This is a genomic window from Sinomonas soli (genome assembly GCF_054782415.1).
Map to the genome: position 1 here is coordinate 279,101 of NZ_BAAGSN010000011.1, position 18,820 is coordinate 297,920.

15 protein-coding genes are annotated in these 18,820 nt (G+C 73.2%); 2 read left to right on the forward strand and 13 right to left on the reverse strand.

Annotation, left to right across the window (positions count from 1 at the left end):
• Positions 1–54: 54 nt before the first annotated feature.
• The 11 genes from ACYVKZ_RS11120 to ACYVKZ_RS11170 form a co-directional block, all read right to left on the reverse strand.
• Positions 55–1,656 carry an ABC transporter ATP-binding protein gene (locus ACYVKZ_RS11120; protein ID WP_460992312.1) on the reverse strand — a complete coding sequence of 534 codons (1,602 nt, stop codon included), beginning with the start codon at positions 1,654–1,656 and terminating at the stop codon, positions 55–57.
• Positions 1,653–2,453 carry an energy-coupling factor transporter transmembrane component T family protein gene (locus ACYVKZ_RS11125; RefSeq protein WP_460992460.1) on the reverse strand — a complete coding sequence of 267 codons (801 nt, stop codon included), beginning with the start codon at positions 2,451–2,453 and terminating at the stop codon, positions 1,653–1,655. Before ACYVKZ_RS11125 ends, ACYVKZ_RS11120 begins: the two co-directional genes overlap by 4 nt.
• Positions 2,446–3,264: an ECF transporter S component gene (locus ACYVKZ_RS11130; RefSeq protein ID WP_460992313.1), complete on the reverse strand. Its 819-nt coding sequence runs from the start codon at positions 3,262–3,264 to the stop codon at positions 2,446–2,448. The genes ACYVKZ_RS11125 and ACYVKZ_RS11130 overlap by 8 nt, the downstream gene beginning before the upstream one ends.
• Before the next feature lie 104 nt (positions 3,265–3,368).
• On the reverse strand, positions 3,369–4,379 hold the full coding sequence (locus tag ACYVKZ_RS11135; RefSeq protein WP_460992461.1) for a nucleoside hydrolase: 1,011 nt from the start codon (positions 4,377–4,379) through the stop codon (positions 3,369–3,371).
• Between the two features lie 74 nt (positions 4,380–4,453).
• A complete protein-coding gene (locus ACYVKZ_RS11140; RefSeq protein ID WP_460992314.1) occupies positions 4,454–5,431 on the reverse strand; it encodes an aldo/keto reductase in 978 nt (325 codons plus the stop codon).
• 77 nt (positions 5,432–5,508) lie between these two features.
• A complete protein-coding gene (locus ACYVKZ_RS11145; RefSeq protein ID WP_460992315.1) occupies positions 5,509–6,066 on the reverse strand; it encodes a hypothetical protein in 558 nt (185 codons plus the stop codon).
• Positions 6,063–6,647 carry a DUF402 domain-containing protein gene (locus ACYVKZ_RS11150; RefSeq protein ID WP_460992462.1) on the reverse strand — a complete coding sequence of 195 codons (585 nt, stop codon included), beginning with the start codon at positions 6,645–6,647 and terminating at the stop codon, positions 6,063–6,065. Before ACYVKZ_RS11150 ends, ACYVKZ_RS11145 begins: the two co-directional genes overlap by 4 nt.
• A gap of 38 nt (positions 6,648–6,685) precedes the next feature.
• Positions 6,686–8,674 carry a 1-deoxy-D-xylulose-5-phosphate synthase gene (dxs, locus tag ACYVKZ_RS11155; RefSeq protein WP_460992316.1) on the reverse strand — a complete coding sequence of 663 codons (1,989 nt, stop codon included), beginning with the start codon at positions 8,672–8,674 and terminating at the stop codon, positions 6,686–6,688.
• Positions 8,675–8,854: 180 nt separating this feature from the next.
• Positions 8,855–11,680, reverse strand: coding sequence for an aconitate hydratase (locus ACYVKZ_RS11160; RefSeq protein WP_460992317.1), 2,826 nt, complete (start codon positions 11,678–11,680; stop codon positions 8,855–8,857).
• Positions 11,681–11,845: 165 nt separating this feature from the next.
• A complete protein-coding gene (locus ACYVKZ_RS11165; protein WP_460992318.1) occupies positions 11,846–13,216 on the reverse strand; it encodes a class I SAM-dependent RNA methyltransferase in 1,371 nt (456 codons plus the stop codon).
• Positions 13,213–15,186, reverse strand: a complete 1,974-nt coding sequence (locus tag ACYVKZ_RS11170) for an APC family permease (RefSeq protein WP_460992319.1) — start codon at positions 15,184–15,186, stop codon at positions 13,213–13,215. Before ACYVKZ_RS11170 ends, ACYVKZ_RS11165 begins: the two co-directional genes overlap by 4 nt.
• 56 nt (positions 15,187–15,242) lie before the next feature.
• Here ACYVKZ_RS11170 and ACYVKZ_RS11175 point away from each other — a divergent pair, with 56 nt between their 5' ends.
• Entirely contained in the window at positions 15,243–15,917 is a 675-nt protein-coding gene (locus tag ACYVKZ_RS11175) for a potassium channel family protein (RefSeq protein WP_460992320.1), read from the forward strand.
• The gene (locus tag ACYVKZ_RS11180; RefSeq protein ID WP_460992321.1) at positions 15,914–16,645 is read left to right on the forward strand and encodes a potassium channel family protein; all 732 of its coding nucleotides are present in this window, start codon (positions 15,914–15,916) and stop codon (positions 16,643–16,645) included. Before ACYVKZ_RS11175 ends, ACYVKZ_RS11180 begins: the two co-directional genes overlap by 4 nt.
• Positions 16,646–16,710: 65 nt before the next feature.
• Here ACYVKZ_RS11180 and ACYVKZ_RS11185 read toward each other — a convergent pair whose 3' ends face one another.
• A complete protein-coding gene (locus tag ACYVKZ_RS11185; RefSeq protein WP_460992322.1) occupies positions 16,711–18,027 on the reverse strand; it encodes a hypothetical protein in 1,317 nt (438 codons plus the stop codon).
• Positions 18,028–18,079: 52 nt separating this feature from the next.
• On the reverse strand, positions 18,080–18,820 hold the full coding sequence (locus tag ACYVKZ_RS11190; protein WP_460992323.1) for a DUF3159 domain-containing protein: 741 nt from the start codon (positions 18,818–18,820) through the stop codon (positions 18,080–18,082).

Below are 18,820 nucleotides of genomic sequence, written 5' to 3' on the forward strand. Positions count from 1 at the left end.
GGGCCGCCGCTGCCGCGCGGCCCGAGATCGACCCTACCGGAACCCGGTCGCACCTCAGGCGGGCACGAAGCGCCCCTCCTCGAGCGCGAGCACGCGGTGAGCGCGGCGCCTCGCCCAGGCGAGGGCATGGGTCGAGAGCACGACGCCGGCCCCCGCCTCCGCGGCCCGCGCCACGACCGCTTCGAGGCGGGCGAGAGCGGGCCCGTCCAGCCCCACCGTAGGCTCGTCGAGCAGGAGCACGCGCGGCCGGCGCGCGAGGACCGTCGCGAGCGCGAGCAGGCGCTGGGCGGAAGCGGGCAGGTCGTACGGGTGCGCCCCGGCGTCGGCGGCGAGGCCCACCGCCTCGAGCGCAGCGAGCGCGCGGGAGCGGGCAGCCTCCGCGTCCAGGCGGCGGCGCCCGGGCACCCGCAGGCGCAGCCCGAAGGACACCTCGCGCAGGGCCGTGCGCTCGAAGAGCTGGTCGCGGGGTTCCTGGAACAGGGTCCCCACCTGGTCCGCGACACGGCCGGCGGGGCTCCCCGCGATGTCGGCACCGGCGACGCGGACGCGCCCGGCCCGCGGACGCAGCAGTCCGGCGAGATGCCGCAGCGCGGTGGACTTTCCCGCGCCGTTGGGCCCGGTGAGGGCGACGATCTCGCCGGGGGCCACGGACAGGTCGGCACCGTCGAGGACGCGCCGCCCCGCGCCCGGGTAGGCGAAGGCGACCTGCTCGAGGGCCGCGAGCGGCCCCGCCGCTTCCGGGCGCTGGACCGGGCCGGAGCCCGCGGCGCGGGCCACATATCCCGGCTCGGCGGCCTCCTCCTCCCCCGGGTCGCGGGCGAGCACGCCCGAGGCGGCGAAGGAAGCGGACGCGAGGACTTCCGCCGGGGTCCCTTCGGCGGCGGTGGCCCCGGCGCGGAGGAGGACCCAATGGTCGGCGCGCCGGGCGATCGCGTCGGCGCAGGCCCCCGCGAGCACCACGGCGGCGCCCCTGGCCCGCTCGGCCGCGATGAGGCGCCAGAGGGCCGCGCTGCCCGCCGCGTCGAGGGAGGCCAAGGGGTCATCGAGGATGAGGACCGCGGGCTCGGCGATGATCGCGCAGGCGAGGGCGAGGCGGCGCTGCTCGCCCCCGGAGAGCCCGGCCGGATCCCTGCCGAGCAGGTGTCCGAGGCCCACCGCCTCGGCCGCGCGCGCGGTGCGCTCGCGCAGGGGCCCGCGCGGCACGGCCCGCTGCTCGAGGGCGAACGCGATCTCCTCGCCGACCGTCGCGGACGCGCCCGTCAGCAGGTCCGCGGGCCGCTGCGGGACGTAGGCGACGTGCTGCCCCCACGCTCCCAGGCGCAGCCGCGGATCGTCGGCGCGACCGCGGAACACCAGCCGTGCGGGACGTCCGCCCCCGCCCTCGGAGCCCGGAGGGGCCTCGGAGCCCGCGGCCCGCTGCCACGCCGCACCCGTGCCGAGCTCGAGGTAGCCGGCGAGGGAGTTCTGGCCGCCGGCGACGGCCCAGCCGGCGAGGACCCGGGCGAGCGTCGACGTCCCGCTGCCGGAGGCGCCCAGCACGGCCGTGAGGGTTCCCGGCCCGAGCGCGAGCCGGACGTCCCGCAGGACGGGCGGCCCGTCGTCGTACGCGAAGCGCTCCACGTGCGCCGAGAGCACGGGCGCGGCGGCCGCGCTCATCCCCCGCCGCCCGTCGCGGCGGCCGCACGGGCCACCCCGGGGACGAGGGCCGCGACCACGAGGGCGGCCGAGACGGCGACGAGGGCCCACCGCAGGGCGCGCTGGGCCGCCGAGTCGGGCTCGTCCACGTACGCGGTGCGGGGGCCGGGAAGCGCCTGGCCCCGCGCGTCGAGGGCCAGCGCGCGCTCCCCCGCCTCCTCCACGAGGGCGAGCACGAGCGGGACGGCCTGCAGCCGGGCTGCGAGGACACGGCCGCCGGGCCCGGGCCGGACCACAAGGCCGCGGGCTTCCTGCGCCTGGCGGATCCGGCGCATCCGGTCGGAGACGGTGGCCGCGAGGCCGAGGGCCGAGGCGAGCACGTAGCCGAGCTGCGCCGGGACCCGGCGCCGGACGAGGGCCGCCCGGAGCACCGCCACGTCGGCCCAGACCGAGAAGGCGAGCATCGTGCCGACGAGGGCCGCGGTCCGCAGCACGAACCCGGCGGCGTAGGCGAGCCCCTCGACCGTGACCCGGGCCGGGCCCCAAGCGGCGAGCACCGTGGCACCCTCGGGGAAGAAGAGCCCGTGGATCAGGAACGCCCAGAGCGCGAACGGCGCGACCACGACGGCCGCCGCGGCGGCGACGCGCCGCAGGGTGCCCGCACGGGCGGACAGGGCGGCCGCCACGACGAGCGCTCCGGCCCACACCGCCCAGTGGGTGGCCGCGAGGCACGCGAGCGCCCCCGTCCCGGCCAGGGCGAGCCCCGTGAGCGGATTGAGGCGGCGCCCGTCGGCGGGCGCCGCGGGATGCTCAGGCAGCGCGGGCCGCCTCGGCGGGGCCGCGCCGGGCGAGCACGCGGTGCGCCCGGACGAACTCGAATCGGGCCGTCGCGCGCCGCGGGAGCGCGTAGGCCAAGGCCGCCGCGACGACGAACGTGACGAGCTTGTCTGTCAGGTCGGAGGCGATCGAGCCCTTCACGACCGAGTCGACGAGGCTGTCCCCGGCGGCCCGGAAGACCGCGATCACGGCCCCGGTCGCGCCGGTGGAGGTCCCGCCGAACACCGCGACGGCCACCGTCGAGCCGATGACCGCCGCGACGGCGCCGGTGACGAGTCCGGCGACGGGGACCCACCAGAACCGCCGGACGGCCCCGATCCGCGCGGCGAGGCCGGCGAGGGCGCCGATGACCGCGGCCCCGGCGGCGAACGGGATGAGAGTCGGGTTGAAGAAGGACCACACGATGGTGCTCAGCAGCCCCGTGGCCGCCCCGGCCGCCGACCCGGCGAGGAAGCCGACGAGCACCGTGCCGATCGAGTCGAGGTAGATCGGCACGAGCGTGGTCCCGACGAACTGGCCGAGCACGATGTTCAGCACGAGGGCCACCGGGATGAGCGCGAGGGTCGTGGTGGGCAGGGTGGGCAGGATGCCCGCGAAGAGGAGGACGGCCGCGATGCCGTAGCCCGTGAGCGCCACGAGGGCTGCGGAGGCCGAGGGCGTGTCCACGGGCTCCGCGGGAGAGGTGGCCACGAGGTAGATGAACGTCGCGAGGATGGCGGCGGCCCCGAGGACGATGAGGACCGTCCTGAGCGGGGAGCGGCGCGGGGCGTCTTCTGTCAGGGGGTGCGACATGGCCAGGGCACGTCCTTCACGGATGCAGCGGTTGCGGAAAGTGGATTGCCTCCCGCCTATGTCACCTCGGCGGTCGCCGCCGGCCGGGCCGGGGCACAGAAATTCTAGCCCACCCGGCGCGCGAGGGCGCCGAGCGAGGCGATGAGCTCCGCGAACGCCTCCTCGGGGTGGTTGGCGCTCACGATGCGCGCCGAGGGGGGCTCCTCCCACAGGCCCCGGTAGTCGGCGACTGTGGTGCCCAGCAGGCGCGGCGCCCGAGTCTCCACGTGCACGGCGGCCGCCCGCGCGGCGTAGCGGGCCGTCCCGGCGGCCACGCTGGCGGCGAAGTAGTCGTGGATGTGCGCCACGTAGCCCTGGTCGTAGAGCCGGTGGAACTCGAAGTAGAAGCGCAGCATGTCGCTCACGTGCCGCACGAGCCGGTTCGAGGCGGTGGAGCGCTGCCCCTGGGGCTGGTCGGGGAGCACGAGCTCGGGCTCGCGGCAGCCGGCGGCCTCGGCCAGTGCGGCCAGGTGGCCGGGGTGCATCTCGATCCGTTCGGTGGTCTCGAGCGCGCACACGGTGGGCAGCCGGTCCGCGGGCTGGCCGGAGAACGCCGCGAACACCTCGGCGGCGGCGTGCGGGTCCACGTGCGTGTTCCACTCCGCCGTGGGCGTCGTGTTGCCCTGGTAGTAGTAGGCGCCGCCCATGATCACCACGTCCGCGAGCAGCTCGGGAAGGCGGGGCTCGGCCCGCAGGGCGAGGGCGAAGTTGGTCAGCGGGGCCGTGATGAGCGCCGTGAGCTCGCCCGGGCGCGAGCGGGCGGCCTCGACCCAGAGGTCGACCGCATCCCCGGCCTCAGGGGCCCGGCGCGCCGCGGGCAGCTCGGCATAGCCGATCCCCTGCGGGCCGTGCGTCTCCGGGGTCGTGACGAGCGGGACCTCGAGGGGCGTCCGCGCCCCGATCGCCACCGGCACGTCCGGCCGCCCGCACAGCTCGAGGAGGGCGAGGTTGTTCGCCGCGACCTGGTCGGCGTCGACGTTGCCCGGGGTGCTCGTGACGGCGACGAGCTCCACCTGCGGCTGGCTGCACAGGTAGAGCAGGGCGAGCGCGTCGTCGATCCCGGTGTCGCAGTCCATGAGGACCGCCCGGGGCGGACGGCCCGGCTCGTGGGCCACCGGGCGGGAGTTCTCGTGCACAGGCTGCGGTGCCCCTAGAACAGCGCGACGCGCGGCGTCTTGGGGAAGATCTCGTCGAGCTCGGCGAGGTCCTCGGCGCTCGGCTCCCACGAGGCCGCCTCGGCGTTCTGGCGGATCTGCTCGGGCCTGGTGGCGCCCGCGATGACGCTCGCGACCGAGGGCTGCGCGGCAAGCCACGAGAACGCGACCTCCAGCTCCGTCAGCCCGCGCTCCTCGGCGAACGCTGAGAACTTCTCGAGCTGGTCCCAGTCGGCGTCGTGGACGAGGTTGGTGCGGGTGTGGGACAGCCGCGAGCCCTCGGGGGCGCTCCCGCGGGAGTACTTGCCGGTGAGGAGGCCGTTCGCGAGCGGGAAGTAGGGCAGCACGCCGAGGCCGTACGCCTCGGCGGCCTCCGTGACCTCCAGCTCCGCGCGCCGGTCGAGGAGGTTGTAGTGGTTCTGGCTCGAGATGAACGGGGTGAATCCGCCCATGCGCGCCGTGAACTCCGCCTCGGCGATCTGCCAGCCGGTGCGGTTCGAATGCCCGATGTAGCGCACCTTGCCCTCGCGCACGAGGTCGTCGAGCGCCGAGAGGGTCTCCTCGATCGGGGTCTCGGCGTCCGGGGTGTGGTACTGGTACAGGTCGATCCAGTCGGTCCCCAGGCGGCGGAGGGAGGCCTCGACCGCGGTGCGGATATAGCGCCGCGAGCCGCGCGCGCCGAAGTCCCTGCCGTTCGCCCCGTGCATGTCCATGCCGAACTTCGTGGCGACGACGACGTCGTCGCGGCGGCCCTTGAGCGCCTTCCCGAGCATCTCCTCGCTCAGGCCGGGCCTGCGGCCGTAGACGTCGGCGACGTCGAAGAGGGTGATGCCGGCATCGATCGCGGCGTGGACGACGGCGTCAGTGCCCTCCTGCGTCTCGGTCGGGGTGTTGGCGCGGCCAAGGTTGTTGCACCCGAGGCCGACGGTCGAGACGGTCAGGCCGGAGTGGCCGAGGCGGCGGTAGTCAGTCATGGGGCCAGACTACCCGTGCCGCGCGGGTCGCCGGGTCCGGGGAGGGCGCCCGGGGCGGGCTCAGAGGGAGGGCGGGCTCAGAGGGAGAAGCCGCGCACGCCAGCGGGAGCGTGCTTGAGCTTGAAGGCATCCGGATCGCTCAGGGGGGCGACGGCGACCGAGAGCTTCGTGTAGTCGCTCGTGGCCTCGCGCAGGCACGTCTTCACCGCCGCCACCGCCTTCGCCGGGTCGACGCACGTCGCGAAGACGTTGAGCCGGCCGTTGCCGATGGCGCTGCCCTCGACCGTCCCGAGCCCGCGCCAGGCGAGGTGGGCCGAGAGGGCCTGCACGGCCTGCCGCTCGAGGGCCCGGTCCCGGTCGGTGCCCTCGGCCGTCTTGAGCGCGAACTGCGCCACGACGCGCCACAGGTCATCGTCGCCGATCGGGCCGTAGCCGTCCTGCCCGCACTGGGCAGCGAAGGCGGCCATGAGCCCCTCGGCGGCGGCAGCGTCGACGTCGTGCGTGGCCTCCGTCGCGGACTGGTGGCCCACCACCCCGTGGTTCACCACGAACTGGCCGCCGTCCTCGTCGTGCCACGCCTCCCGGAACTCGAGCGTGCCGTCGTCCCGGCGCCGGTAGACGCGCGCGTAGCTCATGGGTTCTCCTTCCGTCCCAACGCCATCCAGGCGTCGGCGATGCCGTCAAAGGGGCCGGTGCCCTCGAGCACGGCCCGGTGCAGCCGCGCGCATTCGGACCGGACGGCAGCGGCCAGCCCGTCCGGGTAGGCCATCGTGGCCGCGTGGTCCGCGAACTCGTCCTCGTCGTCGACGAAGACTCCGTGGTGGGCGGTGCGGATCACGTCCAGGTCCATGTCGACCATGTGGAACTCGACGACGCCGGGGTGTCCCTCCCCCGCCGGGGCGCCGATGCGGTGCCAGGCGAGGTCCCACGCGAGGTCCACGTACACGCGGAAGCCGCCGGGGTTGGTGTCGTCGTAGAAGGTCGCGGCATAGCCTCCCGCACGCGGGATGAGCAGGACCGCGTCCGAGCGGGTGTGGAGCGCGGCGCCGGGGCGGGAGATGAACTCGCCGCGCCCCTGGTACACCCACCAGCCGTGCTCGTCCTCGCCCAGCCCGACGCCGGGGACGACCCAGTGGGCGGTGCCGTCCCATTTGCGGTTCCGTGCGACGACGAGCTCTCCGGGCCGCGGCGCGTCGTCCGGCGCGGTCGGCTGGATCGGCCACGCTCCGCGGGCCGCTCCGGGCGCGGGCCCGCTCACAGCTTGGGGAGCGTGCCCGTGGTGGGGGCAGCCTGGCCGGGCAGCGGCCGCGCGAACGGGACCTTGGTCCCGAGGACCTGGGCCACGATGTCGTGCGCGACCTGCTGGGCCGTCAGGCCGACCCGCGCGAGCACCTGCGACCGCGACCCGTGGTCGAGGAACTCCACCGGGAGGCCGACCTCGTTCAGCGCCGTGTCCACGCCGACGGCGCGCATCTCCTGGCGGATCCTCGAGCCGACGCCGCCCGCGCGGACCCCGTCCTCGAGGCACACGACGATGCGGTGGCGGGCCGCGAGGCGGATGATGCTCCGCGGCACGGGCAGCACCCAGCGGGGGTCCACGACGGTGGAGCTGATCCCCTGGTGGTCCAGCCGCTGGGCGACCTCGAGCGCGAGGTCGCTCATGGCGCCGACGGCCACGAGCAGGACGTCGGGCCCGGCCTCGCCGTCGGCCTCGGCGTCGTGGCCCGTGCGGCCGAGGACGTCGACGCCGTCGTCGAGGCGCTCGAGCGCCTCCGTCTCGGCCCCGACGGTCCCCTTGGAGAAGCGCACGACCGTCGGGGCGTCGTCCACCGCGATCGCCTCGCGGAGCTCCTCGCGCAGGCGCGTCGCGTCCCGCGGCGCGGCCAGGTGCAGCCCGGGGACGCTCTGGACGAGCGCCATGTCCCACTGGCCGTGGTGGCTCGCGCCGTCGGGGCCCGTGACCCCGGCGCGGTCCAGCACGAGGGTGACGCCCGCCTTGTGCAGCGCCACGTCCATGAGGAGCTGGTCGTAGGCCCGGTTGAGGAAGGTCGCGTACAGCGCCACGACGGGGTGGAGTCCGCCGAACGCAAGGCCCGCGGCGCTCGTGACGGCGTGCTGCTCGGCGATGCCGACGTCGATCACCCGGTCCGGATGCCGCTGGGCGAACGTGGCCAGGCCGACCGGGATGAGCATGGCGCCGGTGATGCCGACGACGTCCTCGCGCTCGTCGGCGATCGCCGCGATCTCCTCGGCGAAGACCGACGTCCACGAGGGCCCGGAGCCGGGTCCTGTGGGCTGCCCCGTCTCGGGGTCGATCACGCCGACGGCATGGAACTGGTCGGCCTCGTGGTTGCGGGCCGGGGCGTAGCCGTGGCCCTTCTCGGTGATCGCGTGGACGATCACGGGGCCGGCGAAGTTCCTGGCCGTCGCGAGCGCCTCCTCGAGCGCGCGCTGGTCATGGCCGTCCACCGGGCCGACGTACTTGAGCCCGAGGTCCTCGAACATGCCCTGGGGGGCCCACCAGTCCTTGATGCCCTTCTTGGTGGCGTGCAGGCCCTTGTACACGAACTGGCCGACGGGGCCGCCGTTCTGCAGCCGCTTCTTGGCGACCTCGAGCATGCCCTCGTAGGCTGGCGCGGTGCGGACCTTGTCGATCGCCGTGCGCAGGGATGCGAGGTAGTCCGCAAGGCCGCCGACCGTCGGCGCGTACGAGCGGCCGTTGTCGTTGACCACGATCACGACGCGGCGGTCCTTGTCGGAGGCGATGTTGTTCAGCGCCTCCCAGGCCATGCCGCCGGTGAGGGCGCCGTCGCCGACCACGACCACGGTGTAGCGGTCGCCCTGGCCCGTGAGCCTGCGCGCGCGGGAGATGCCGTCCGCCCAGGACAGGGAGGAGGAGGCGTGCGAGGACTCGACGATGTCGTGCTCGCTCTCGGCGCGGGAGGGGTAGCCGGACAGGCCGCCCTCCTGACGGAGGGTGGAGAAGTCCTTGCGGCCGGTCAGGAGCTTGTGGACGTAGGACTGGTGCCCGGTGTCGAAGATGACGCTGTCGTACGGGGACCGGAAGGTGCGGTGGATCGCGAGCGTGAGCTCGACCACGCCGAGGTTCGGCCCGAGGTGGCCGCCGGTCTGGGCGACATTGCGGATCAGGAACTGCCGGATCTCCCCCGCGAGGTCCTCGAGCTCGGCGGGGCCGAGGCGGGCGAGGTCCTTCGGCCCCTCGATGGAATCCAAGATGCCCAAGGGCGACTCCTTGCTCGAAACGTGCACGAACCACTGTAACGCCTCCGGGCACGGGAGTGTTTCCCTCCCTACCCGCGCGTAAGGCCGGACATGGTGCAGGACCGGACACGGCGGAGGGCCCCACCGGATGGTGGGGCCCTCCTTGCTGCCGGCCCGCGCCGGTGCTGTCGCCGTGGGGCGTCAGCGCGCCGAGATCTGGCGCAGCACGTACTGCAGGATGCCGCCGTTGCGGTAGTAGTCCGCCTCGCCGGGGGTGTCGATGCGCACGACGGCGTCGAACGAGATCTCGCTCCCGTCCTCCGCCGTCGCGGTCACCTTCACGGTGGACGGGGTGGTGCCGTCGTTGAGGGCCGTGATGCCCTGGATCGAGAACACCTCGTTGCCGGTCAGGCCGACGGTCGCGGCGGACTCGCCCTCGGGGAACTGCAGCGGCAGGACGCCCATACCGATGAGGTTCGAGCGGTGGATGCGCTCGTAGCTCTCGGCGATGACGGCCTTGACGCCCAGCAGGGCGGTGCCCTTCGCGGCCCAGTCGCGCGATGACCCCGAGCCGTACTCCTTGCCCGCGATGACCACGAGCGGCGTGCCGGCCTTCTGGTAGTTCACGGCGGCGTCGTAGACGTAGGCCTGCGGGGCGCCCTCCTGCGTGAAGTCCTTCGTGAAGCCGCCCTCGACGCCGTCGAGGAGCTGGTTCTTGATGCGGATGTTCGCGAAGGTCCCGCGGATCATGACCTCGTGGTTTCCGCGGCGCGAGCCGTAGGAGTTGAAGTCCTTGCGCTCCACGCCGTGGGCCAGGAGGTACTGGCCCGCCGGGGTGTCCGACTTGAAGGAGCCGGCCGGGGAGATGTGGTCGGTGGTGACCGAGTCGCCGAGCTTGAGCAGCACCCGGGCGCCGTCGATGTCCCCGACGGGCTCCGGCTGCGCCTTCATGCCCTGGAAGTACGGGGGCTTGCGGACGTAGGTGGAGTCCTCCGCCCACTCGAAGGTGTCGCCGGTGGGCGTGGGCAGGGACTGCCAGCGCTCGTCGCCGTCGAAGATCGTCGCGTAGGACTTGGTGAACATGTCCTGGTCGATCGAGGCGTCCATGACTTCCTGGACCTCGTTCGGGTTGGGCCAGATGTCCTTGAGGAAGACGTCGTTGCCGTCACCGTCCTTCCCGAGGGGGTCGGACTCGAAGTCGAAGTCCATGCTCCCGGCCAGGGCGTAGGCGATGACGAGCGGCGGCGAGGCCAGGTAGTTCATCTTCACGTCCGGGTTGATCCGGCCCTCGAAGTTGCGGTTGCCCGAGAGCACCGCGGTCACGGCAAGGTCGTTGGACTGGATCGCCTCGGAGATCTCAGTCTCGAGCGGACCCGAGTTGCCGATGCAGGTGGTGCAGCCGTAGCCGACCGTGTAGAAGCCGAGCTTCTCCAGGTACGGCACGAGCCCCGACTTCTCGTAGTAGTCCGTGACCACCTTCGAGCCCGGCGCCACCGAGGTCTTCACCCATGGCTTGGAGACCAGGCCCTTCTCGACCGCATTGCGGGCGAGGACGGCGGCGGCCAGCATGACCGAAGGGTTGGAGGTGTTGGTGCACGAGGTGATCGAGGCGATCGTGACAGCACCGTGGTCGAGGTCGAACCGACGTCCGTCCTCCATCGACACGGAGACCGGGTTGGACGTCCGGCCGGCAGCACCGTGCGCCGCGGAGTACACCGGGGGCACGCGGTCCGAGTCCGTCACGTGGGAGGCACCCGTCGTGAAGGACGGCGCGTCCGACGCCGGGAAGGTCTCCTCGAGCGACTCGTCGAGGGAACCCGCGTCTGCCTCGTGGGCGACGTAGTTCAGCAGGTCGTTGCGGAACTCGTCCTTCGCCTCGGTGAGGACGATGCGGTCCTGGGGACGCTTCGGGCCTGCGATCGAGGGGACCACGGTCGAGAGGTCGAGCTCGAGGTATTCCGAGAAGCGCGGCTCGTGCGAGGGATTGTGCCAGAGGCCCTGCTCCTTCGCGTACGCCTCCACGAGGGCCACGTTCTCCTCGGGGCGGCCGGTGAGGCGCAGGTAGTCCAGGGTGACGCTGTCGATCGGGAAGATCGCCGCCGTGGAGCCGAACTCCGGGCTCATGTTGCCGATGGTCGCGCGGTTGGCGAGCGGCACGGCCGCGACGCCCTCGCCGTAGAACTCGACGAACTTGCCCACCACGCCGTGCTTGCGCAGCATCTCGGTGATCGTGAGCACGACGTCGGTCGCGGTCGCCCCGGCGGGGATCTCGCCGGAGAGCTTGAAGCCGACCACGCGCGGGATGAGCATGGAGACCGGCTGGCCGAGCATCGCGGCCTCGGCCTCGATGCCGCCGACGCCCCAGCCGAGCACGCCGAGGCCGTTGACCATCGTGGTGTGGGAGTCGGTGCCGACGAGGGTGTCGGGGTAGGCGCGCAGCTTGCCGTCGACCTCGCGGGTCATGACGGTGCGGGCCAGGTACTCGATGTTGACCTGGTGCACGATGCCCATGCCCGGGGGGACGACCTTGAAGTCCTCGAACGCGGTCTGGCCCCAGCGCAGGAACTGGTACCGCTCGCCGTTGCGCTGGTACTCGATCTCCATGTTGCGCTCGATCGCGCCGGCGTTGCCGAACACGTCGATCTGGACCGAGTGGTCGATCACGAGCTCGGCCGGGGCCAGCGGGTTGACCCGCGTCGGGTCGCCGCCGAGCTCCTTCACGGCCTCGCGCATCGTGGCGAGGTCGACGACGCAGGGCACGCCCGTGAAGTCCTGCATGATGACGCGGGCGGGGGTGAACTGGATCTCGGTGCTCGGCTGGGCGTTCTCGTCCCAGCCGGCCAGGGCGCGGATGTGGTCCGCCGTGATGTTCGCACCGTCTTCGGTGCGGAGAAGGTTCTCCAGGAGGACCTTGAGGCTGAACGGGAGGCTTTCGGCGCCTTCCACAGAATTCAGCCGGAAAATTTCATACTCGGTTCCGCCGACGTTCAGGACGCCTTTGGCTCCGAAGCTGTCCACAGTGCTCAATGCAGGACTCCTCTCGCAACACTGCCATCTTTGTCCCGGCCTCGCGGGCGGTGCTAGTTAGGCATGCCTAACCGCAGGGCCCTCCGCACACCGGGGCCATCGCCGCCCATCCTAGTTCGCGCAGGCCCGGCGGGCGATGGTTGCCCGCGGAGCGATGCCGCCGGCCTAGGCGCGTGGAGGCGTGAGCCGGGCGACGGTCTCGACGTGGTGCGTCATCGGGTAGAGGTCGAACGCCCGGAGGCCCTCGAGCTGCCACCCCGCCTTCCGGAACCAGCCGAGGTCGCGCGCGAACGACGCCGGGTCGCAGGCAACGTAGGCGATGGCCCGGGGCGCCGCCTCGACGAGCTGCTGCACCGCCTCCCGCCCCGCGCCGGCCCTGGGCGGGTCGAGGACGACGGCGTCGAACGCCCCCGCGCCGCCGTGCCGGCGCAGCACCCGCTCGACCCGTCCCTGCACGACGGCGACCTCGGGGCGGCGCTTGAAGGTGCGGCGCGCGTCGTGGCTCGTGCCGGGGGCGCCCTCGACTGAGAGGACATGCCCCGAGGGCCCTACGGCGTCCGCGAGGGGCGCGGTGAAGAGGCCCGCCCCGGCGTAGAGGTCGGCGGCCTGGCCGCCCGGGGCGAGCGCGCCGTCGAGCGCCTCGAGCGCCGCGGTGACGAGGGTCTCCGGGGCGCGCCGGTGGATCTGCCAGAACCCCTCCCCCGTCACGGTGTAGTGGCGGCCGAGGACGCGCTCGGAGACGGAGCCGCGGCCCCGCACGGTGAGGGGCGCCTTGCCGCCGTCCTGCCCGACCGCGCCGGCCGAGACCTCGGGCGCCAGGCGGGCGAGGATGTCGGTGAGCCGCGAGGGGGCCACCCCGTCGGCGAGGGTGAAGACGGCCAGCGGCGCGGAGCCGCACGCGGGGGCCGCGATCTCGAGCCGCTCGACGCCGTCGAGGTCGAGCTCCCACAGGCGCAGCCGGTTGATTTCCTCGGTCGCGAGCGGCATGGGGCCGACGGGGACGAGCGTCTCGGAGCGGTGGGCGTGCATCGCGAGCCGGCCCTCGGCGGTGACCGAGAAGCTGCAGCGCGTGCGCCACGCGAGGCCGGCGCCGTCGTCGTCCGAGCCCTCGCGGAGCGCGACCGGCTCGACCTCGACGTCCAGTTCGAGGCCGGCGAGCCGTTCGAGCTGCTCCCGGATCACCGCGGCCTTGAGCCGCCGCTGCTCGTCGAGGGCGATGTGGCCGAACTCTGCCCCGCCCACCGGGGGGCGCCCGGCGCGGTGGGCCAGGAGCGAGTCGGCGAGGTCCCACACGTGCTCGCGCCGGTGCGGCGAGGGCTCGAGCACGTCGACGACGTCGGCGCGCCAGAAGGTCGCCTCGGGTGCGGCGTCGGTGAGTTCGGCGCGCACGAGCTCGCCGGGCAGGCCGTGGCGGACGAACACGACCCTGCCCTCGTGTCTGGCCACCATGTGGCCGCCGTGGGCCACCGGCCCGAGGCGCAGCTCGAGGGTGCGGCCGGCGGCGTTCTCCTGCGCGGTTCCGGGGGACGTGGTCACAGCTCCTGCAGCCTCCTGGCTTCCTCACTCGACTTCAGCTGCCACGGGACCGAGGCCACCATGACGCCCGGCTCGAAGTGGAGCCGGGCCTTGATCCGCAGGGCGGTCTGGTTGTGCACGAGCTGCTCCCACCACTTGCCCACCACGTACTCGGGGATGTAAACGACGATCAGGTCGCGTGGGGAGTCCCGGCGCATGCCGCGGATGTAGTCCATGAGCGGGGTGATCGTCTCACGGTAGGGGCTCGCGAGCACCGTGAGGGGCACGGGGATCTCGAGCTTCTCCCAGTCCGCGACGGTCTGCGCGGTCTCCTCCGGGCTGATGTCCACCGTCACGGCGTCCAGCCTCGACGGCCTCGAGGCGCGGGCGTAGGCCAGCGCCCGCAGCACGGGCTTGCGGATATGGGAGACGAGCAGGACGGCGTGGACCCGGCTGGGCAGCGCGCGGGCCGAGGCGTCGTCGCCCACTGCGAGCTCGCGCGCGACGTTCGTGTAGTGGGCGTGGATGCTCCACATGATGAGGAAGATCACGAACATCGCCAGCAGCGCGATCCAGGCGCCGTGCTCGAACTTGGTGATGAGGACGATGACGAGCACGGTCGCCGTCATGGCGAACCCGATGCCGTTGATGATGCGGGAGCGCTGCATGCGCACCCGGACGCCGCGGTCCTTCACCCGCTTGAGCTCGCGCGTCCAGTGCCGGATCATGCCCAGCTGGCTGAGGGTGAACGAGACGAACACCCCGACGATGTACAGCTGGATGAGCCGGGTGACGTCGGCGTCGAACGCGACGATGAGCACGATCGCGCCCGCGGCGAGGGCGAGGACGCCGTTGCTGAACGCGAGCCGGTCGCCGCGGGTGCGCAGCTGGCGGGGCAGGTAGCCGTCCTGGGCCAGGATCGAGCCGAGCACGGGGAAGCCGTTGAAGGCGGTGTTCGACGCGAAGACGAGGATCACGCCGGTGGCCGCCACGACGATATAGAAGGGGATGGTGCCGCCGCCGAACACCGAGTCGGCGATCTGCCCGATGACCGGGGTCTGGATGTAGCTGCCGGAGAGCGGCTTGCCGTCGAGGAGGAGCTCGCTCGCGGGATCCTGCACGAGATGCACGTGGGTCGCGTTGGCGAGGAAGATGATGCCGGCGAGCATCGACGCGGCGACGGCCCCGAGCAGCAGGAGCGTCGTGGCGGCGTTCTTGCTCTTGGGCGGGCGGAAGTTCGGCACGCCGTTGCTGATCGCCTCGACGCCGGTCAGGGCGGCGGCGCCGGAGGAGAAGGCCCTCAGGAGCAGGAAGGCGCCCGCGATCCCCACGAGGCCCTGGTCGAACTCCGGCGAGGCCACGATGGTGAAGTCGGCGCTCTGCGAGGGGCGCAGCGTGCCCGTGAGCCACTGCACGAAGCCGACCGCCGTCATCCCGAGGATGGAGAGCATGAACAGGTAGGTCGGCACAGCGAAGACCGTCCCGGCCTCCCGGATGCCCCTCAGGTTCACGAGGGCGAGGACCACGACGGCGGCGACCGCGATGACGGCCTGCATCCCGTGGAGCGAGGGCACCGCGGTGGTCAGGTAGGACGCGGCGGAGGAGATGGACACCGCGACGGTGAGGACGTAGTCCACGAGGAGTGCGCTGGCGACGGTGAGGCCCGCGAAGCGGCCGAGGTTCTCGGTGGCGATCTCGTAGTCGCCGCCGCCCGACGGGTACGCGTGCACGTTCTGCCGGTAGGAGGCCACCACCGTGACGAGCACGAGCATGACGGCGATCCCGACCCAGGGCGAGAAGGACACGGCCGACACTCCGGCGAGCGCGAGGGTCAGGAGGATCTCGTCCGGCGCGTAGGCGACGGACGAGAGCGCGTCCGAGGCGAAGATCGGAAGCGCGATGCGCTTGGGCAGCAGCGTGTGCGTGAGCCGATCGTTGCGCAGAGCGCGGCCCACAATCACGCGCTTGACCGCATTGAGAATCGTCAGCACCCTGACACGTTATGCGACAACCGCGGGCGGTGTCATCGCGCGGTAGATTGGGGGCCATGGCGCACTACGTGATCATGGGCTGCGGGCGTGTCGGCGTGACACTGGCCCACACCCTCGAGGACTCCGGCCACTCGGTCGCGATCATCGACCAGGACGACCGCGCCTTCCGGCGCCTCCGCCGGACGTTCTCCGGACGCAAGGTCACGGGCATCGGCTTCGACCGAGACACGATGAAGCAGGCCGGCATCGAGGAGGCCTACGCCTTCGCCGCCGTCTCGAGCGGGGACAACTCGAACATCCTCGCCACCCGCGTCGCCAGGGAGACGTTCCACGTCCAGCACGTCGTGGCGCGCATCTACGATCCGGGCCGCGCCGAGATCTACCAGCGACTGGGCATCCCGACCGTCGCCGCCGTCCGCTGGAGCGCGGACCAGGTCCTGCGCCGGATCCTGCCGGAATCGGGCGTAGCCGGCGACTTCCGCGAGCCCTCGGGCCGGCTCGTCCTCTCGGAGGTCACCCTGGACCCCTCGTGGCTCGGGCGCCCGCTGGCCTCGATCGAGCGCGCGGCGGGGATCCGGGTCGCCTACATCACCCGCTTCGGCGAGGGCGTGCTGCCCACGCCGGCCACGGCGTTCCAGGAGGGCGACACCGTGCACGCCATGATGGACATCTCCGACGCCGCCGAGGTCTCCCGCATCCTGTCCGCTCCGCCCGCGAAGGAGTCCGAGTGAAGGTCATCATCGCAGGGGCCGGGAGCGTGGGCAGCTCGATCGCCCGCGAACTGCTGGCGCACCGCCACGAGGTCCTCCTCGTCGACCCCAAGCCCGAGGTGATCGGCCGCAGCGGCCTGCGCGGGGCGAAGTGGCTCATCGGCGATGCGTGCGAGCTCTCGACGCTCAAGGAGGCCCGGGTGGACGAGGCCGACGTCGTGGTGTCCGCCACGGGCGATGACAAGGTCAACCTTGTGGTCTCGCTGCTGGCCAAGACCGAGTTCGGTGTGGGCCGCACCGTGGGGCGGGTCAACAATCCGAAGAACGACTGGATGTTCGACGGCTCCTGGGGGGTCGACGTCGCGGTCAACACCCCGCGCCTCATGACGGCCCTCGTGGAGGAGGCCGTGGAGATCGGCGACGTGGTGCGCCTGCTGACGCTCCAGACCGGCGTCTCCTCCCTCGTCGAGTTCACCGTTCCGGCGGACTCGCATGTGGTGGGCCGCACCGTGGGGCAGATCGACTGGCCCGAGGACTGCACGCTCGTGGCGATCCTGCGGGACCAGAAGCCGCTGGCCCCGAGCCGCGACGACGTCGTGGACCACCGCGACGAGCTGTTCTTCATCTCCACGATCGCCGCGGAAGACGAGCTGCGGCGCCTGCTCGCCCCGCAGACGGAGTCGGCCGGCGAGGGCCAGGTGCGCCCGGCCGAAGCGGGCCAGGACGAGGACGACGCGTTCGACGGCTGAGTCTGTTTGGGCCCCGGCGCGTCGCCGCGCCCGTTCCCTCCTGGCTGTCCTGCTGACGCGAGCTGCTACCCGGCGGGCGCCGGCGGCACGGGCGGAACGGCGGGCGGAGTCCTCGGCGGCCGGGTGCCCCTCGGCGCCCTCGGCCCCCCGCGGACGAAGCGCCGGTACCCCACGAAGACCACGACGGCGACCGCCACCGCAAGCGCGACGAACACGACCCCCTGCTCCCCCGCGACCGCGGCCGGCGCCACCCCGGCGACGAGGGTGAGGAGCCCGCTGACGACGAGGGCGTTGCCCACAGCGGGCGTGCGGCGCTCGAGCACGAGGCTCGCCAGGAGGAGCACGACGGCGACGACCGTGGCGCTCAGGCTCACCGTGCGGAGCCAGTCCGCGGACGGCTCGGCGTTCTCGGGGGCCGGGTAGAACGCGAAGAAGCCGACGAAGAAGACCACGACGCTGAGCGCGCCGGCGGCTACCGGATGCAGCACGGCGAACACCTTCGAACCGGCCCGCGAGCCGCCCGCTGGGGCGCCCTCCGGGGACGGCCGCGTACCGGAGAGCCGGACGTGGCCCGCCGCGAGGGAGCCAAGGAAGCCGAGGACGCCGGCCGCGACCGAGGCCATCGAGGTCTTCGGGCTGATCGCACCCGCCGACGCCACGACCAGGGTGACGATCCCGCCGAGGAGCAGGGCGTCGGCCGGGATGGACGCCCTGTGCAGCAGCGCGAAGCCGCCGGCGACCAGCGCCGCAGCCGCCGCGGTGGCGATGAGGCCCGAGTCCCGCCCGTAGGCGGCCAGCACGTCCGGGTAGCCCGGACCGCTGTAGCCGGGCACGAGCGGGGGCGGGTAGAAGGCCTGCAGGCCGAGCGAGACGACCGTGGCCGCAAGGGGGGCGGCCGCGAGCGGGAAAAGGACAGCGAGGGCGGGCTCGTCCGCGGCCCGCTCGTGGTACTCCCCCGCGCGGCGGACGGGCAGCAGGCCGGACTGGCGCAGGGCCAGGGCTGCGAGCGCGAGGACCAGGCCGGCCCCCACCGCGGCGAAGGCGGGCGCGGAGGCCAGGCCGGGCCCGGCTCCCGAGCCCCGCGCGGCGGCGTAGAGGAGCGTGAAGACCCCGCCCAGCAAGAGGCCGTCTGCGAGCGCCGCGGCGCGCACAGGGAGGAGCGAGCCGGCGGCGAGCAGGACTGCGGCGAGCCCGGACAGGATCGCGGCCGCGACGCGCTCGTAGGTCTGGAGCGAGGCGATGTACGCCTCGTACGGGGCCTCGTAGCCTGGGGAGGGCGACTCGGGCTGCGGGTAGGCAGCCTGGAGGCCGAACCCCAAGAGGAGTGCCAGCAGCACGCCCAGGAAGACGGGGAAGACGATGCGCAGCGCCTTGTTCTCCACACTCCGACGCTACGCCGGCGGCGGGACCTGCCCTAGGGGCTTGTGTCCCGCCTCAGTCCGAGGCGGCCGGCTCGGCGGCCACCGGGCGCGTGATGAGCCACGCGACCCACAGGCCGAGGGCGTACAGCGGCACGCCCATGATGAGGCGCGTGGCCCCCAGGGCGACGAGCCCGCCGTCGCCCATCAGGTAGAGGGGAACCTGGACGAGCAGCCGCAGCCCCAGGACCGCGACCATGATCCACGTGCCGAGCCGGTACTGCCGCGCCCGCACGGGCTCCTTGCGCCAGTGCACGCCCTCGTTGCGGAGGAAGCCGAAGATGACGCCCATGAGCGGCCACTTCACGAGGATCGAGGCCACGAGCGCCACGATGTAGCCAGCATTCGTGAGGAAGCCCGAGAGGTAGAAGTTCTCGGCACGGCCGGAGAACACCGCGAGCGCGGCCGAGACGGCCACCCCGATGATCCCCGCGAAGGCCTGCGTGGGCGGCGTGCGCCCCACGAGGCGGATGACGACGAACGCCGCCGCCACCGCGAGGGACAGCACGGCGGCGAGGATGAGGTCCTGGACGAGGGTGAAGCAGACGAGGAAGACCAGCCCCGGCAGGATGCTCTCGAGGAGCCCGCGGACGCCGCCGGCGCTGCGGAGCACGTCGATGCGGCCGTCCTCGTGGCGGTGGAGGCCGGCCCTCGCGGCGTAGGCGCCGGCGAGGTCGGCGCCGGTGGGCACACGGCCGGGGCGCGGGCCGGGGCCCTCGTCGTCGCGGGGTGCGGCGGGGCCGGGTGCTGAGTTCAC

What these genes read in the sequence shown, in the direction of transcription:
- ACYVKZ_RS11130 (WP_460992313.1), bottom strand. Translation starts at nt 3,264, where the DNA reads ATGTCGCACCCCCTGACAGAAGACGCCCCGCGCCGCTCCCCGCTCAGG.
- ACYVKZ_RS11135 (WP_460992461.1), bottom strand. Translation starts at nt 4,379, where the DNA reads ATGGACTGCGACACCGGGATCGACGACGCGCTCGCCCTGCTCTACCTG.
- ACYVKZ_RS11120 (WP_460992312.1), bottom strand. Translation starts at nt 1,656, where the DNA reads ATGAGCGCGGCCGCCGCGCCCGTGCTCTCGGCGCACGTGGAGCGCTTC.
- ACYVKZ_RS11145 (WP_460992315.1), bottom strand. Translation starts at nt 6,066, where the DNA reads ATGAGCTACGCGCGCGTCTACCGGCGCCGGGACGACGGCACGCTCGAG.
- ACYVKZ_RS11140 (WP_460992314.1), bottom strand. Translation starts at nt 5,431, where the DNA reads ATGACTGACTACCGCCGCCTCGGCCACTCCGGCCTGACCGTCTCGACC.
- ACYVKZ_RS11175 (WP_460992320.1), top strand. Translation starts at nt 15,243, where the DNA reads ATGGCGCACTACGTGATCATGGGCTGCGGGCGTGTCGGCGTGACACTG.